The following is a 15,164-nucleotide window of genomic DNA, read 5'->3' as shown; positions in this document are numbered from 1 at the left end:
TCACCTCAAACGAGTCCTAAGACTTCTTATTGTTTTGTTAATTTACCTTTTGCATCAAGATAATTTTGTAAAATCATCTCGGCTGCAATCTTGTCGATAACTTTTTTTCTTTTACCGCGAGAAACATTAGCTTCATCAACTAACATACGCTCAGCTTGAACGGTTGTTAATCTCTCATCAATAAAATCAATCGGCAAGTCAAACTTATCTACTATCATTTTCCCATATTCCCGAGACTTTTCAGCTCTCGGACCTTCGGTGTTATTCATATTCTTAGGCAAGCCCAAAACAATCCCTGTCGCTTGTTTTTCTTTGATGATCTCACCTAGTCTATCTAATCCGAACTCTTCTTTGTCTTCGTTGATTCGAATTATTTCAACACCTTGCGCAGTCCATCCGAGCAAGTCACTTGCGGACACACCAACAGTTCTGGAGCCGACGTCTAATCCTAATAAGCGCATTATTTATCTTGATTGAGATAACTCTTAACTAATTCTTCAATTATCTCATCTCGTTCGTGTTTTAGGATCAAATTTCTTGCATCATTATGACGCGGAATATAGGCAGGGTCACCAGATAATAGGTATCCAACAATTTGATTAATTGGATTATATCCTTTTTCTTCTAGTGATTGATAAACGCTTTGCAATGTTTCTTTGACGTCCTTGCCTTTGTTTTCATTAAAATCAAAACTCATTGTTTTATCAAGTGAACTCATGGCAAACCTCCATATAGCAAAAATTTAAGTGACCAGAAAGTTTCATTACAATTATAGCCCACTTTAATAAGATTTAATAACATCTTGGGCTAATTGTAATGCATTTGTAAGACCAGCAGGATTTTTACCACCAGCTTGGGCCATATCAGGACGACCTCCGCCGCCACCTTGGATCTCTTTTGCAATCTTCTTGATAACATCCCCAGCCTTGACACCACGAGCTTGAGCATCTTTATTAACGGCAACTACAAGACTAGCTTTTTGATCAGCACTTCCGCCTAACACTAAGATGTCAGAGCTATTATCATTTTTCCACTTATCAGCAAGTTGTCTCAAAGATGCCATATCAGCTGAGATTGCATTCGAAATCACCTTGAAGCCATTGATATCTTCGACTTTGTTGAATACTTCTGATGATTTTTGACTTGTAAGCTTTAGCTTCAAGTTTTGATTATCACGATTCAACGTCTTGTTTTCCTCAACTAATTGAGTTGCACGAGCAGGTACATCTTTTAGTTGATTAACTTTCATGTTCTTAGCTGTTTCTTGTAATAATTGCAATTGATCGCTTAGGTATTCAAATGCTTCTTCGCCAGTAACAGCTTCAACTCTACGAATACCTGAGCCAATAGCTGATTCTGAAGTGATCTTGAATAATCCTAATTCTGAAGTATTACGTGCATGTGTTCCACCACAAAATTCAGTTGAGAAGTCATCGATCTCTACGACACGAACTACATCGCCGTATTTCTCACTGAACAAGGCGATTGCACCCTTCTTCTTAGCTTCTTCGATCGGTAATACTTCTGTTTCGACAGGAATTGCATCCCAAATCTTATTATTGACGATTTTTTCTAATTGACTGATTTGGGCACTTGTCAATGCTGCATTACTATTAAAATCAAATCTTAAATATCCCGGTTCAACTAATGAACCAGCTTGATGAGTCCTTGGACCGACTACATCACGTAAGGCTTGATCCAACAAGTGAGTAGCTGTGTGATTATGACGTACTTTCTCACGGAAATCACCGTCGATCTTCAATTCATATTCTTCATTCGTATTCAATTCACTTGAAACTGTGACGATATGTATATTTTGACCGTTTGGTGCATGTTGAACATCCGTAACTTCTGCAACGTGATTACCATTGACATCATAGATACCACCGATATCAGCGACCTGTCCACCCATTTCAGCATAGAAAGGTGTCTCATCAAAGACCAACTGTGCTTGACCTTCATTAACTGATTCAACTTCAGAATCATTCACAATTATGTTCTTCAATGTTGCCTTGATTTCATTATTATCATAACCAACAAATTCACTTGGCGTTTTGATTTCCATCAAGGTTTCATCTTGCATACCCATCGATTGTAAGTTTCCACGGGCCGAACGGGCACGTTGCTTTTGCTCTTCCATATTAACCTTGAAGCCATCCTCATCCACTTCAAGACCTTCATCATGAGCGTACTCACGTGTCATTTCCAGTGGGAAACCATAAGTATCATACAGTTTAAATGCGTCAGCGCCATCAATGATTTTTTCATTATTTTTACGAAGAGAATCAATTATACCATTCAATAATGATAAACCATCATTTAGTGTTTCAGAAAAACGCTTCTCTTCCAACTCGATCGTCTTAGCAATGAATTCTTTTTGTTGACTAACTTCTGGGTAGTAACTTTCCATAATACGACCAACGATTGGTACCAATTTGTATAAGAAAGGCCCATCGATACCGAGCTTTTTACCATTGAGAACCGCACGTCTGATCAGACGTCTGATAACATAACCTCGGCCTTCATTTGAAGGCAGTGCTCCATCACCGACAGCGAAAGAAACAGTTCTGACATGATCTGCGATGATCTTGAACGAGATATCATCTTCCTTACTTATGCCGTACTTACGACCATCACTAAGTGTCTCCACATGATCGATGATTGGCTTGAACAAGTCGGTTTCGAAGTTAGTTTTTGTTCCTTGAACAATAGAAACGAGACGTTCTAATCCCATACCCGTATCAATGTTTTTATGTGGTTGTTCGACATACTTACCGCTTGGTAGGTGATTCAATTCTGAGAAAACAATATTCCAAACTTCAAGATATCGTTCGTTTTCTCCACCAGGATAATTCTCAGGATCGTCTTCTTCAAGATTATTGAAGCTTTGACCACGGTCATAAAAAATCTCTGAATCAGGACCACAAGGACCTTCACCAATGTCCCAGAAATTATCTTCAACTTTGAAAATATGATCTGAAGCAATCCCAGCTTCAGCCCAAAGTTTTTGAGTCTCAGTATCCTTAGGATAAGTAGTGATATAAATCAGATCTTTATCCATATCCAACCAATCAGGACTTGTTAGAAATTCCAATGCCCAAGGAATTGCTTCTTTTTTGAAGTAATCACCAACAGAAAAGTTACCAAGCATTTCAAAGAATGTTTGGTGACGAGCAGTCTTACCGACATTTTCGATATCATTCGTACGAATACATTTTTGAGCATTAGTAATACGTGGATTCTTAGGGATCACCGTACCATCAAAATACTTCTTCAGTGTAGCAACACCTGAATTGACCCATAATAATGTAGGATCATTAACTGGTACTAATGATGCACTAGGTTCAATCGTGTGACCTTTTGTTTGAAAGAAATCCAAAAACATTTTTCTGATTTCAGCACTTGATAAATTTTTCATCTAAACTCCCCTTAAAAATAGAAAATCGTTGCATAATCAAGGACGCTACTGCGCGGTACCACCTTGTTTGCAACGATTTTCGTTAGCCTCTCAACAGTTATTATTTACATTTTAATTGGCAGCATCTAACGATCAATCGCCTAGGCATTCACACCGATTAGCCCTCTCTGATGGTAATGACAGTTAGACATATCCAATAAAAATATTAACTACCGATGTAAAAAAAGTCAACTACTAACTACCGCGACGTTTATCTCTTTGAGCTTTCATAGCTTGACGATTCTTAATTCGGTTCTTTTGACGCTTGTCTGTTGAAATAGCTTGTCTAATCTTTTTCTTATATCCAGGCTTTTTCTTAGTCTTTTGTTTTTTAACGAATCCAACTAACTTGGTATCAAGTTTTTCTTGAGTAGCATGACGTTGTGTACGACGATCACGATCATATGCTTCTACGATCTCACCATTCTTCAAGTCTTTAGGTGAGAATTTGATACCCATATGTTCCAATTCAGCAATTTTATTCTCTTCACCAGGATTGTACAGTGTGATGGCGATACCTGACATCTTATTGCGGCCAGTTCTACCAACACGATGTATGAAGAAGTCCAAATCATCAGGAATCTCAGCATTGATAACATGCGATATACCACTAATATCGATTCCACGAGCAGCCAAGTCTGTTGCAACTACAAATTGAAATTCCATATTCTCAATTTGCTTCATAACACGTTTTCTTTCACGAGGTGTTAATCCACCGTGAATCCTTGCAACTTTTAAGCCCTTAGATTTTAGATAGTTATAAATTTCATCAACTGACTTTTTAGTGTTTGCAAAAATCAACGCCAAATATGGAGATCCTAAAGTCATCAATTGATATATGAATTCTTTTTTGTCACGGCCATGAGCAAACATCAACCAGTTGTCAACGTTCTTAGCTATAACATTAGAATTTTTGATTTCAATTCTTTGTGGACCCTTCATGTACTTCTTCAAGAAAGGTTCGAGCTTTTGCGGGATAGTGGCTGAGAACACCATCATTTCGTGATTTTCGGGCATCTTACTTGCAATATGGTCAATATCATCTAGGAAGCCCATGTCCAAAGTCATATCTGCTTCGTCAACAACAAAACGTTGAACATCCTCAACATGTAAGTCATTCTCACGGATCATATCCCATAATCTACCGGGAGTTCCGATAGCGATTTGAGGTTGATGTGCTTCCAACTTGCGCTTTTGACGCTCACGATCAGCACCACCAACATAGATGAAGGCATTGTATTCTTCAGGATAGTTCTTAAGAATCGCTTGTGTATCTTCGTATATTTGGTAGGCTAATTCTCTACTAGGAGTAGCGATTAGAGCCTGAACCGTTTGGCCTTTTGTAATTGCATTCAAGATAGGTAACAAAAACGCATGTGTCTTACCCGAACCTGTTTCTGATTGAACAATAATATCTTTCTTCTTATTAACAAGAGAGATTACTGCTTCTTGAACCGGAGTAGGTTCATCAAAATTAATCTCCTTAAGCGACTTGTTGATCGCATCATTAAAATTATACTGTGAAAATTTAGTCATCTATTCACCTTTCAATTTGAAATCTTTGACGATTTCAATCAATTCCTTAAACATTTGGTTTACTTCATCCAAGTCCTTGGCGTTAGCTCCACTTGCTAATGGATGTCCACCACCGTCGTGCTCCTTAGCCAATCCATTGATAACCGGACCTTGTGAACGTAAATGAATTCTAAACGTACCATCATCTTTTTGAACAGCTTCTAACCATGATGTTACTTCGTGTAAGCGACCCGGAGTTGAAACGACCGAGTTTGCCTTCTCTTGATTAATGCCTAGTTTCTTCATTAGCTCCAAATCTATTATTGCTAATGCAGCTCCTGATTCATCAATGTTCAAATTATTAAACAATTCACCTTGTAACTTAGCCTGTGCTAAGGTTATTTCATTCATGCTTTGGTTGATCCCTGAGAAATCGATACCTAGACCAATGAAATCACCAGAAACATTCATCGTATGTTCCGTAGTAGCAGGATACATAAAGCGACCAGTATCACCTACTATACCAGCATATAAATAATATGCAACGGATTTAGTTAATGTCAACTCATCAGTTGAAGCTATCAGATCAGCAATGATTTCTGCGCTCGAACTAGCTTCCGTATTGACATAGAGTTGATCACCGTATGCCTCATCATTGGGATGATGGTCGATCTTGATCAAGAAATCACCGTCATTGAAGCGATCATCATCAACTCGTGGTGTATTAGCTGTATCCACGGTAATAACTAATGCACCTTTGAAGTCGTCGTCAGTTACTTGATCCATAGTCGAGAGCCACTTTAATCCCGCAGCATCATGACCACCTATCAAGATTTTTTTATCTGGATAGGCTTGGCGTAGCGCTAATGCTAATCCTGTTTGAGATCCCAAGGCATCAGGGTCAGGATTTTGATGGCGTAAAATAACGATCTTATCATATTTTTTTATTGTGTCTATAATATCTGAAAAGTTGTTCATTGGTCTTCCTCCGTAATAGATAAGTCTAAAGAAACTTCTTCATAAGATAAGGGATCTAGGTTCGTAACAGTAATACCAAGCAATCTGATCTTTTGATCACTTATGTCTAATTTATCATAAATCTCCTTAGCAATACGATATATTTCCTCTTTGTCTTGCACATAATCTTGGAATGTCATACGTTTGGTGACTGTTTCAAAATCAGAATTACGCAATTTTAAAACGACAGTCTTACCATGTTGTCGACGTTTTTTCAAATCCTTACTGACCATTTCAGCCAGATAGTTCAATTCTTTATGAACTTGTTCGTTTAATACCAAGTTCTGATTGTAGGTTCTTTCGCGTCCAATTGATTTACGAGCCCGATGTCCGTCAACAGGTGAGTCATCAATACCATGAACTCTGCGAAACATGACATATCCCATTTTTCCAAAAGTATTGATGAAGATATCTTGATCTAGATTTTGTAAATCTTCACCAGTATAAATATTCATATCATGCAGTTTCTTTTGCATGGCCTTGCCAATACCGTTGAATTTTTCTACTGGTATTGGTTTCAAGAAGTCTTCAGCGTACTGCCCTAATATTATAGTTCTCCCAAAGGGTTTACGATAGTCTGAGGCCATTTTTGCCAAAAATTTATTGTATGAGATACCTACCGAACAAGTTAACTTAGTCTCTCTAACGATCCGTTGTTGAATATAATTGGCAATCTTTAGAGTATTCGGCTCGTTCAACTTGTTTTCAGTGACATCCAGATAAGCCTCATCTAGCGCCACTGACTGGTAGTTGTCAGTTATTTCCCCAAAAATATTGTGGATATAATTAGAAGTCTCGCGGTATAACTCAAAATTAGGAGGCACAACGATCAGTTTTTCTTTGGGAATCAAATCGATCGCTTGTTGTGCTGGCATTGCCGAATGAGCGCCATACTTTCTAGCATTGTAATTAGCTGTTGTAACGACACCGTGATGATGGTTCTTACGGGGATCAGGTGCGACTATCAAGCATTTTTTCTTATATTGCGGATGCTCTCGTTCCTCCACAGAAGCGAAAAAAGCATCCATGTCGACATGGATGATTTTTCTATTTTCTTCTATTCTAATTGGTATTTTTAAAAATCCGATAGTGTCAGACCGTCCTATTTATTCGTCCCAAACCCAAGAATTCCCGTCACGTTCAAGTAACGTATCAGCAGCTTCTGGACCCATCGTATTACTTAAGTAATTAGGGAAATCAGGTTGTGTATCGTCCCATCGTTCCCTAACAGTATCGATAAACTTCCAAGTACTTTGAAGTTCATCCCACAAAGTAAAGTGAACATGATCCCCTGCTAATATATCAATAATCAAACTTTCATAAGCTTCACGAGCATTATCAAAGTAGGCTTTTTCCTCTGGGAAATTGATCAATTTTTGATTTGATTCTAAATAATCGATGCCATTAACTAAGATACTGTGACCTTGTTCTGGCTCAATCAAGAAACTAACTGTCGTATTAGGATTGATACCTAAATCTGCTATTTTTTCATTAAATACTATATCGATTCGAGAAGATTTAGCTGGCATGCGTTTGCCGGAACGAACATAAAATGGAGTTCCATCCCAACGATCATCTGCAAACTCAATTTTACCGGCTGCGTATGTTTCGATATTAGAATTTTCGTCGACATTATCTTCATCACGATAGGCTTTTTGTTGGCCTAAACGATCAGTATCGTATTGTCCACGGACAAATTCTTTATCAACGTCTTCAGGTTGTAGTTGCTTCATACTAGCAAACAAATCGGTTTTGACACTGTGGACTCCTTCAGCACTCATCTCTTCAGGCTTGTCCATCGCTATAGTTCCGATTATTTGCATAATATGATTTTGGAGCATATCCCTCAATGCTCCCGAAGTCTCGTAATATCCACCACGATCTTCAACCCCCAAGGACTCGCCTAGGGTAACTTGAATATTTGAAACATACTTGTTATTCAATGCCTCTTCAAACTTAGGATTCTTCAAACGAATATTTGGTATTTCTTGAATCATTTTTTTGCCTAAATAATGATCGATTCGATATACTTCGTCCTCAGAGAATACTCTAGATAGCGAGTTGTTCAATTCAGTAGCACTTTCAAGGTCACGACCAAATGGCTTCTCGATAACCAAACGATTGTAGCCATCTTCAGTCTTCAATCCTTCTGACTTAATGTGCTCTGCCACTGTGCCGAAGAATCTGGGCGCGATTGCCATGTAATAAACTCGATTGTGACCTGCATCGAACTTATCATCCAGCTTAGCTGCCAATTCCTTCAGAGCAATGTAATGTTCTGAATCATTGACGTTATGAGATTGATAATAAAAATGCTGAGCAAATGCCTCCATCTCTTGAGTATCATCATCGATATCTTTTAAAGATTTCATCACTGTGCCGCGAAAATATTCGTCACTCCATGGGCGACGTGCAGTTCCAATTACCGCAAAGTGATCTTTTAACATTCCCGCCTTATAAATACGATACAATGCTGGGTAAAGTTTTCTGTGAGCAAGATCACCAGAACCTCCAAATATAATAAAAATTGCCGATTTTTCTGTTGCCATTTTCCAAACCCCTTTAGATTTTAGATAACGTCATTAATTATATTTTACAACATGTATAATTAAACATCTGTAATATTGTCTTTTAAAACTCTATTTTATCTCGAAACCCATAATAAACCTTAGAGTATACTTTAAGGCAAGAAAAAAGATTGAAATTTAAAATTCCAATCTCAAAAAAACTATTTTTCTTCTGGTGTATCTTTTGATTCAGCTTCGTCAGATGCTTCTGCCTTGTCATCTGTTTTAGCTTCTTCAATTTTTTCTGTTTCATCAGTCTTTGCTTCATCAGATTTTTCTTCTGATTTATCTTCACTAGAAGCATCATCAGCCTTATCTTCTGGCTTGCTTGCCTCTTTTGATTCTTCCTTAGCTTCGGACTTGTTCTTATTGTCTGATTCCTTAACCTTATCGCTAGAAGTAGCTTTACGAATAAAGTTAAGATCGAATGTTAAGTAAATACCATCACAGTCAACAACAACTTCTTTGTTGTCACGGTCAATAGATGCAATTGTACCCTTAATACCACCAAGTGTGACAACCTTGTCACCCTTATCCATTTTATGTAGCATTTCCTGACGTTTTTGTTGTTGTTTCTTTTGTGGACGAATTGAAATGAAATACATACCCACAAACATAATAATAATAAATACTATGAAGACAGTTGATGATGAACCACCTGCTGCAGCGCCTAATGTTAAATAACTCAAATTTTCCACCTCTTAAATTGTTTACATAAGTATATGGTATCAAAAAATTAAAGGTCTAACCACATACATTGGCTTTTAATTAAAAATAATATTAGAAATTACGGGCATTTTCTTTATTTAAGCCATATTCTTCGAAAACATGCTCTCTAAATTCTAATAAATTATCATCACGGATTGCCTGACGTACACCCTTCATTAAGTTTAGTAAATAATAAAGGTTATGATAACTAGTTAAGTGAGTCCCGAATAATTCGTTAGCATTTATTAAATGACGAATATAAGCTCTACTGTAATTGCGACAAACATAACAATCGCAGTTCTCATCTAGCGGACGAAAATCACGTGCGTACTTGGCATTCTTGATAACCAAACGTCCCTTTGTAGTCATACATGTACCATTTCTGGCAATTCTAGTTGGGAGGACACAGTCAAACATGTCGATTCCACGGATTACACCATCAATTAGAGCGTCGGTTGAACCAACACCCATTAAATATCTTGGCTTATTCTCTGGTAGTAATGGTGTCGTGAAGTCTAGAACATGGTTCATTTCTTCCTTAGACTCACCAACGGACAAGCCACCGATCGAATAACCTGGGAAGTCCATGCTCGTTAAGTCCGCTGCACTTTGCTTACGAAGATCTTCAAAACCTGCACCTTGAACGATACCGAATAGTGCCTGCCAATCAGGATTACGATGTGCTTTTAAGCCACGTTCAGCCCATCTACTCGTACGTTCAACTGAAGACTTGATGTAGTCGTAACTTTCAAAGAATGGTGGACATTCATCTAAACTCATCATGATGTCTGGTCCTAAATAATTCTCGATCTTGATCGCCTTTTCTGGTGACAAAAACTCACGACGTCCATTTAGATGATTCCTAAAATGAACCCCAGCCTCAGTAATATCACGAGTGTTGGCTAGCGAGAAAACTTGAAAGCCACCAGAATCAGTTAAGATACCTTTGTCCCAGTTCATGAACTTATGCAAGCCACCTGCTTCTTTGACGATATCCTCACCGGGACGGAGCCATAAGTGATATGTGTTGGCTAAGACAATGCTAGCACCAATTTTTTCCAAATCTTCGGGTGCCATGTTCTTAACGGATGCTTCTGTTCCAACTGGCATGAACATTGGTGTTTCGAAAGTACCGTGTGGTGTTTCTAATTTTCCTAATCTTGCACCAGTATGTTTTTCTTTTTTGATTAAAGTATATTTAACAGCCGGTTCCATATATTCTCCTTTTATTTCCTACTTGATAAACATCGCATCGCCAAATGAGAAGAAACGATACTTCTCTTCGATAGCATGTTCATAGGCGTTCAAAATATTTTCTCTACCAGTAAATGCGGCAACTAGCATGACTAGTGTCGACTTAGGTAAATGAAAGTTAGTAATGAATTCATCAACAACCTTCCATTCGTAGCCCGGTTTTATAAATATATCTGTCCAACCGCTATCAGCTTTGATTTCACCATCGAACTTAGTTCCGATCGTTTCTAGCGTACGGATAGAAGTTGTTCCCGTGGCAACGATCTTACCGCCATTTTTACGAACATCATTCAACGTTTGCGCTGATTCTTCATCAAGTCGATAAAATTCTGAGTGCATAATGTGCTTACTGATGTCTGTTTCTGTTACAGGTCTAAATGTTCCTAGACCTACATGGAGTGTCAAATAGACTAACTTGACCCCTTTATCTTGAACCTTTTTCAGGAGGTCTTTAGTCCAATGCAATCCAGCCGTTGGGGCTGCAGCAGAACCATTTTCTTTGGCATATACTGTTTGATAACGATCTGGATCATCTAGTTTTTCTTTGATATATGGTGGAAGAGGCATTTCACCTAATTTTTCCAAAATCTCTAAGAAAATACCATCATAATGAAATTCGATGATTTTACCACCATGTTCTAATTCCTCAACAACAGTAGCCTCAAGCTGTCCATCACCAAATTGAACTTTCGTTCCGACCTTGGCACGGCGAGCGGGTTTCATCAATACTTCCCATTTGTCACCTTCGGTATTATTCAATAATAAAACTTCTTCATGTCCATCTGTATCTTCTTTAGTACCATAAAGACGAGCGGGCAAAACACGTGAATTATTCATCACTAGTGCATCCCCAGGATTCAAATAATCCAAGATATCGTAAAAATGTTTATCCTGATACTCTCCCGTTTCATGATCTAAAACTAACAAACGTGAGTGGTCACGGTCCTTGATCGGTGTTTGAGCAATCAGTTCTTCTGGTAAATTATAATCAAAATCTTCGGTTGTTAATGTCATTCTTTATTCTCTCTTTTCTTCCTTACGCGGTAATTACACTAGGCTATGACTTGTCTTCAGGATATGGATATCCTAGATGCTCATAGCCTTTTTTGGTCACGATTCGACCTCTAGCCGTCCGTTTCAAAAATCCTTTTTGCATCAAGTATGGTTCATAAACTGACTCAATTGTTTCTTGATCTTCTCCAATATTAGCAGCGATCACCTTGATACCAAGGGGGCCACCACCATATAGTTCGATCATCATCGACAAAATACGGCGGTCCAAACGATCCAAGCCAGCATCGTCAACTTGGAGTTGATTAAGTGCTGATTCAGCAATATCATAGTCTATCATATTTTTGCCAGCAACTTGTGCAAAATCACGAACTCGCTTCAATAATCTGTTCGCAATTCTCGGTGTGCCACGTGATCTCCGAGCAATTTCATGTGCGCCTTCTTCGTCAACATTGATATTTAATACACCAGCGGTTCTGAAAACGATACGTGACAATTCCTCTTCAGAATAATATTCCATATGAATATCTATTCCAAATCTGTCACGCAGTGGTGCAGATAATTTACCAGAAGTAGTAGTTGCTCCGATCAATGTATATGGTACTAGTTCATGATGAAGTGAACGAGATTCCGTTCCCTGTCCAACGATAATATCAATATAAAAATCTTCCATAGCTGAATACAATACTTCTTCGACGGCTCTAGGCATGCGGTGAATTTCATCGATAAACAAGACGTCACCCGGCTCTAGCTCATCCAAAACAGCGACTAAATCACCAGACTTCTCGATCGAGGGCCCTGTTGTAGTGTGAATGTTAACGCCCATTTCATTAGCAATGATCATCGCTAAAGTTGTTTTACCAAGCCCAGGAGGTCCATATAACAAAACGTGATCCAACGTTTGTTGGCGTTGTTTAGCCGCTTTGATATAAACTTCTAGCTCACGTTTTGCTTTTTCTTGACCTAAATACTGGTCAAATGTTTTCGGGCGTATAGTTTGTTCAGCCATATCTTCCGCTTCATCCAAAGCATCGGCATCAGTTAAGCGATCATTATCATTTTCCATTGACTAACCTCCTCATTATTTCGTTAGTAATTTAAGTCCAGCACGTAGATAAGCGTCGGCTGAATCTAAGTTTTCTTTTTGAAGTTTTGGTTTGATACGTGAAATATCGCGGACTGTATAGCCCAATGACTCTAATGCTAACATCCCGTCTTCTAATTCTTGACTGGCTGAGCTTAATGGAGTTGGTGATTCACCGAGTACCATTTGACCTTGGGCAGACATTTTACCACCCAGATCCAAGATGATCTGTTGAGCAGTCTTTTTGCCGATCTTAGGGAACCTAGTCAAGAACTTGACGTCATTATTTTCAATAGCTGAGATCAATCCATTTAAGTCTTGGCCAGCTAAAATCGCTAGTGCACTCTTTGGTCCGATACCAGATACGCTGATAAGATGTAGAAAAATTCGTTTTTCATTGACATCATAAAATCCATATAACGATTGTTCATTATCACGAACGATTTGCTCCACGTAAACCTTAGCCTTCTCGCCTTGTTGATAACGGTATGGATTTGCGACTTGGACCTTATATCCTACCCCATCAACATCGACAACTACATAAGTTGGATCTATATAAGTAATTACTCCATTTAAGTATTCAAACATAATTATTCACTTTCTCTAGTGTCATGAGGATCTTGAATGCGCTTGAACATTTTTTCAAGATCTTTGTTACTGAATTCCACCAATACTGGACGTCCATGTGGACAATTGTAAGGATTCTCAGCTTTGGTCAAATTCTTCAAGAGCGATATTGCTTGTACTTCATCCAAATGATGGTTAGCTTTGATGGCACGTTTGCAACTCATCATGATAGCATTTTTTTCTCTAAATGCGGCCACGCTTATCTTCGAATCATTCAAGACATAGTCGACCATCTCGCGAATAGTTGACTCCTCCTGACCAGCGACGAACCACGTTGGATGCGTATTGACTACGAAACTGTTTTGACCGAAGTCTTCCAAATACAAACCAATACTCTCAAGTATATCTTTTTTTGCACGAATCAGGATACTTTCTGAATTAGGATAATCCAAAACAATCGGAACTAATAATCGTTGTTGATCATTCGAGACCTTTCCTATTTCTTTACGATAATACTCATAATTCACACGCTCTTGAGCCGCGTGTTGATCGATCAAATAAAAGCCGTCCGGACTTTCGGCAACTAAATAAGTTCCGTGGATCTGACCGATGTATCTTAAATCAGGGAAGTCAGAATTATTAACTGGTGGATTATCATTTTTATCGGCAGATATCACTTTTATTTCTTTTTCTTGTTTCATCCGCTCATCCCAAGATTTGAGATGTTCAGGGTCATTGAATATCGGCGTACCTAACAGTTGATCGTGTGTTTTTTCCACTTGTGGAAATGTTGGCTCTCCACTCTCTTTTTCTGCCGAAACTGCAGTTTCTCTTTTGGTCGGTAATTTAGTTGGCAGTGGTTCGCTGATCTTGTCCATGACAGCCAGATCATCAAAACTTATCTGTTCTGATTTATAACTGATTTTTGGCTTTTGATCCACAGTTGTTTTTCGATTCAAGTTTTTGACTGCGTCTGGTATCAAGTTTTGTGTGGATAACTTATTTTTAATACCTTCACTTATCAGGTCAGCAATATGACCCTCATTCGTCAGACGGACTTCTTGTTTTGTGGGATGCACATTGATGTCCACCAGACTAGGATCCAGTCCGATATCGACCACGGCAATCGGAAATCTAGCGACCATTAACTTGGAGCCATAGCCCTTGATTACAGAATTAGCTAATTGATAATTTCTGATATATCGACCATTTAAGATCAAGGAAATATACGAACGGTTGGAACGAGTCGTATCGGGTTTTGAGAAGTAACCCTTTATTGTATAATCCTCATCAGAATTTTCAAATTCCATCATGTGTCCAGCAATTGTTCTCCCATAGATACCTGCAATCGTTTGTTGCAAATTATCATTCCCAGAAGTCCACACTAAGTCTTTGCCATCATGGATCAGTCTGAAGGATATTTCCGGATGTCCCATTGCCAAGCGGTCAACGATATCGACTATTTTATTCAATTCCGTATGAAGTGATTTTACATACTTGAGTCGTGCGGGAGTATTAAAAAACAAATCTTCAACCGTAATCGTGGTTCCAACGGAGCGCGCATGTGTTTCTTTGTTTAGCAAAGTATTCCCGGCAAATTCAGCTCGGATAGCCGACTTGCCATCAGTACTAGTAACTACTGTTAGTCTCGAAACCGAGGCGATACTTGCTAAGGCCTCACCACGAAATCCCAAAGTTTTAATATTAAACAGATCATGATCGGTAGAAATCTTACTAGTCGTATGAGGTTGAAATGCTAATTCAACATCGTCGTCTGCAATTCCCGCGCCATTATCATTTACTTCAATCGACTTCAGTCCAGCTTGTTGAACAGTTATCAAAACCTGTGTAGCGTGTGCATCAATTGAATTCTCAACTAATTCCTTAACCACTGATGCCGGTCTCTCAATAACTTCACCTGCTGCGATTTGATTACTCAATTCAACTGGTAATTCATGAATCAACCCCAACTTTTCCACCTTCT

13 protein-coding genes are annotated in these 15,164 nt (G+C 38.5%); all 13 read right to left on the bottom strand.

Features of this window, described 5'->3' with window-relative positions:
• Window positions 1-26: 26 nt before the first annotated feature.
• The 13 genes from ruvX to mutL all read right to left on the bottom strand — a co-directional run bounded on the left by ruvX (window position 27) and on the right by mutL (window position 15,150).
• On the bottom strand, window positions 27-461 hold the full coding sequence (ruvX, locus tag AC27FM_RS12420) for a Holliday junction resolvase RuvX (RefSeq protein WP_487088776.1): 435 nt from the start codon (window positions 459-461) through the stop codon (window positions 27-29).
• Entirely contained in the window at window positions 461-718 is a 258-nt protein-coding gene (locus tag AC27FM_RS12415) for an IreB family regulatory phosphoprotein (RefSeq protein WP_076613517.1), read from the bottom strand. The genes ruvX and AC27FM_RS12415 overlap by 1 nt, the downstream gene beginning before the upstream one ends.
• A gap of 63 nt (window positions 719-781) precedes the next feature.
• Entirely contained in the window at window positions 782-3,418 is a 2,637-nt protein-coding gene (alaS, locus tag AC27FM_RS12410; protein WP_487088773.1) for an alanine--tRNA ligase, read from the bottom strand.
• A gap of 234 nt (window positions 3,419-3,652) precedes the next feature.
• The gene (locus AC27FM_RS12405; RefSeq protein ID WP_487088771.1) at window positions 3,653-4,993 is read right to left on the bottom strand and encodes a DEAD/DEAH box helicase; all 1,341 of its coding nucleotides are present in this window, start codon (window positions 4,991-4,993) and stop codon (window positions 3,653-3,655) included.
• A complete protein-coding gene (locus tag AC27FM_RS12400) occupies window positions 4,994-5,950 on the bottom strand; it encodes a DHH family phosphoesterase (protein WP_487088769.1) in 957 nt (318 codons plus the stop codon). It lies immediately after the preceding gene.
• Window positions 5,947-7,032, bottom strand: coding sequence for a DNA polymerase IV (gene dinB, locus AC27FM_RS12395; RefSeq protein WP_487088831.1), 1,086 nt, complete (start codon window positions 7,030-7,032; stop codon window positions 5,947-5,949). Before dinB ends, AC27FM_RS12400 begins: the two co-directional genes overlap by 4 nt.
• A gap of 63 nt (window positions 7,033-7,095) precedes the next feature.
• Window positions 7,096-8,538: a glucose-6-phosphate dehydrogenase gene (gene zwf / locus AC27FM_RS12390; protein WP_487088767.1), complete on the bottom strand. Its 1,443-nt coding sequence runs from the start codon at window positions 8,536-8,538 to the stop codon at window positions 7,096-7,098.
• A 179-nt stretch (window positions 8,539-8,717) separates the two neighbouring features.
• Window positions 8,718-9,245, bottom strand: a complete 528-nt coding sequence (gene yajC, locus AC27FM_RS12385; protein WP_487088765.1) for a preprotein translocase subunit YajC — start codon at window positions 9,243-9,245, stop codon at window positions 8,718-8,720.
• 91 nt (window positions 9,246-9,336) lie between these two features.
• Window positions 9,337-10,479 carry a tRNA guanosine(34) transglycosylase Tgt gene (tgt, locus tag AC27FM_RS12380; protein WP_487088764.1) on the bottom strand — a complete coding sequence of 381 codons (1,143 nt, stop codon included), beginning with the start codon at window positions 10,477-10,479 and terminating at the stop codon, window positions 9,337-9,339.
• Window positions 10,480-10,497: 18 nt separating this feature from the next.
• Entirely contained in the window at window positions 10,498-11,532 is a 1,035-nt protein-coding gene (queA, locus tag AC27FM_RS12375; protein WP_487088762.1) for a tRNA preQ1(34) S-adenosylmethionine ribosyltransferase-isomerase QueA, read from the bottom strand.
• A gap of 43 nt (window positions 11,533-11,575) precedes the next feature.
• Window positions 11,576-12,595: a Holliday junction branch migration DNA helicase RuvB gene (ruvB, locus tag AC27FM_RS12370; protein WP_487088761.1), complete on the bottom strand. Its 1,020-nt coding sequence runs from the start codon at window positions 12,593-12,595 to the stop codon at window positions 11,576-11,578.
• Window positions 12,596-12,610: 15 nt separating this feature from the next.
• On the bottom strand, window positions 12,611-13,201 hold the full coding sequence (gene ruvA, locus AC27FM_RS12365) for a Holliday junction branch migration protein RuvA (protein WP_487088759.1): 591 nt from the start codon (window positions 13,199-13,201) through the stop codon (window positions 12,611-12,613).
• Window positions 13,202-13,203: 2 nt separating this feature from the next.
• Window positions 13,204-15,150: a DNA mismatch repair endonuclease MutL gene (mutL, locus tag AC27FM_RS12360; RefSeq protein WP_487088757.1), complete on the bottom strand. Its 1,947-nt coding sequence runs from the start codon at window positions 15,148-15,150 to the stop codon at window positions 13,204-13,206.
• Window positions 15,151-15,164 lie beyond the last annotated feature (14 nt).

The sequence above is a fragment of the Companilactobacillus sp. y65-5 genome, from assembly GCF_057541095.1.
Note: the sequence above shows the minus strand (reverse complement) of the source record. Positions and strands in the feature narration are given on the sequence as shown.

What these genes read in the sequence shown, in the direction of transcription:
- ruvX (WP_487088776.1), bottom strand. Translation starts at nt 461, where the DNA reads ATGCGCTTATTAGGATTAGACGTCGGCTCCAGAACTGTTGGTGTGTCC.
- AC27FM_RS12415 (WP_076613517.1), bottom strand. Translation starts at nt 718, where the DNA reads ATGAGTTCACTTGATAAAACAATGAGTTTTGATTTTAATGAAAACAAA.
- alaS (WP_487088773.1), bottom strand. Translation starts at nt 3,418, where the DNA reads ATGAAAAATTTATCAAGTGCTGAAATCAGAAAAATGTTTTTGGATTTC.
- AC27FM_RS12405 (WP_487088771.1), bottom strand. Translation starts at nt 4,993, where the DNA reads ATGACTAAATTTTCACAGTATAATTTTAATGATGCGATCAACAAGTCG.
- AC27FM_RS12400 (WP_487088769.1), bottom strand. Translation starts at nt 5,950, where the DNA reads ATGAACAACTTTTCAGATATTATAGACACAATAAAAAAATATGATAAG.
- zwf (WP_487088767.1), bottom strand. Translation starts at nt 8,538, where the DNA reads ATGGCAACAGAAAAATCGGCAATTTTTATTATATTTGGAGGTTCTGGT.
- tgt (WP_487088764.1), bottom strand. Translation starts at nt 10,479, where the DNA reads ATGGAACCGGCTGTTAAATATACTTTAATCAAAAAAGAAAAACATACT.
- queA (WP_487088762.1), bottom strand. Translation starts at nt 11,532, where the DNA reads ATGACATTAACAACCGAAGATTTTGATTATAATTTACCAGAAGAACTG.
- ruvB (WP_487088761.1), bottom strand. Translation starts at nt 12,595, where the DNA reads ATGGAAAATGATAATGATCGCTTAACTGATGCCGATGCTTTGGATGAA.
- ruvA (WP_487088759.1), bottom strand. Translation starts at nt 13,201, where the DNA reads ATGTTTGAATACTTAAATGGAGTAATTACTTATATAGATCCAACTTAT.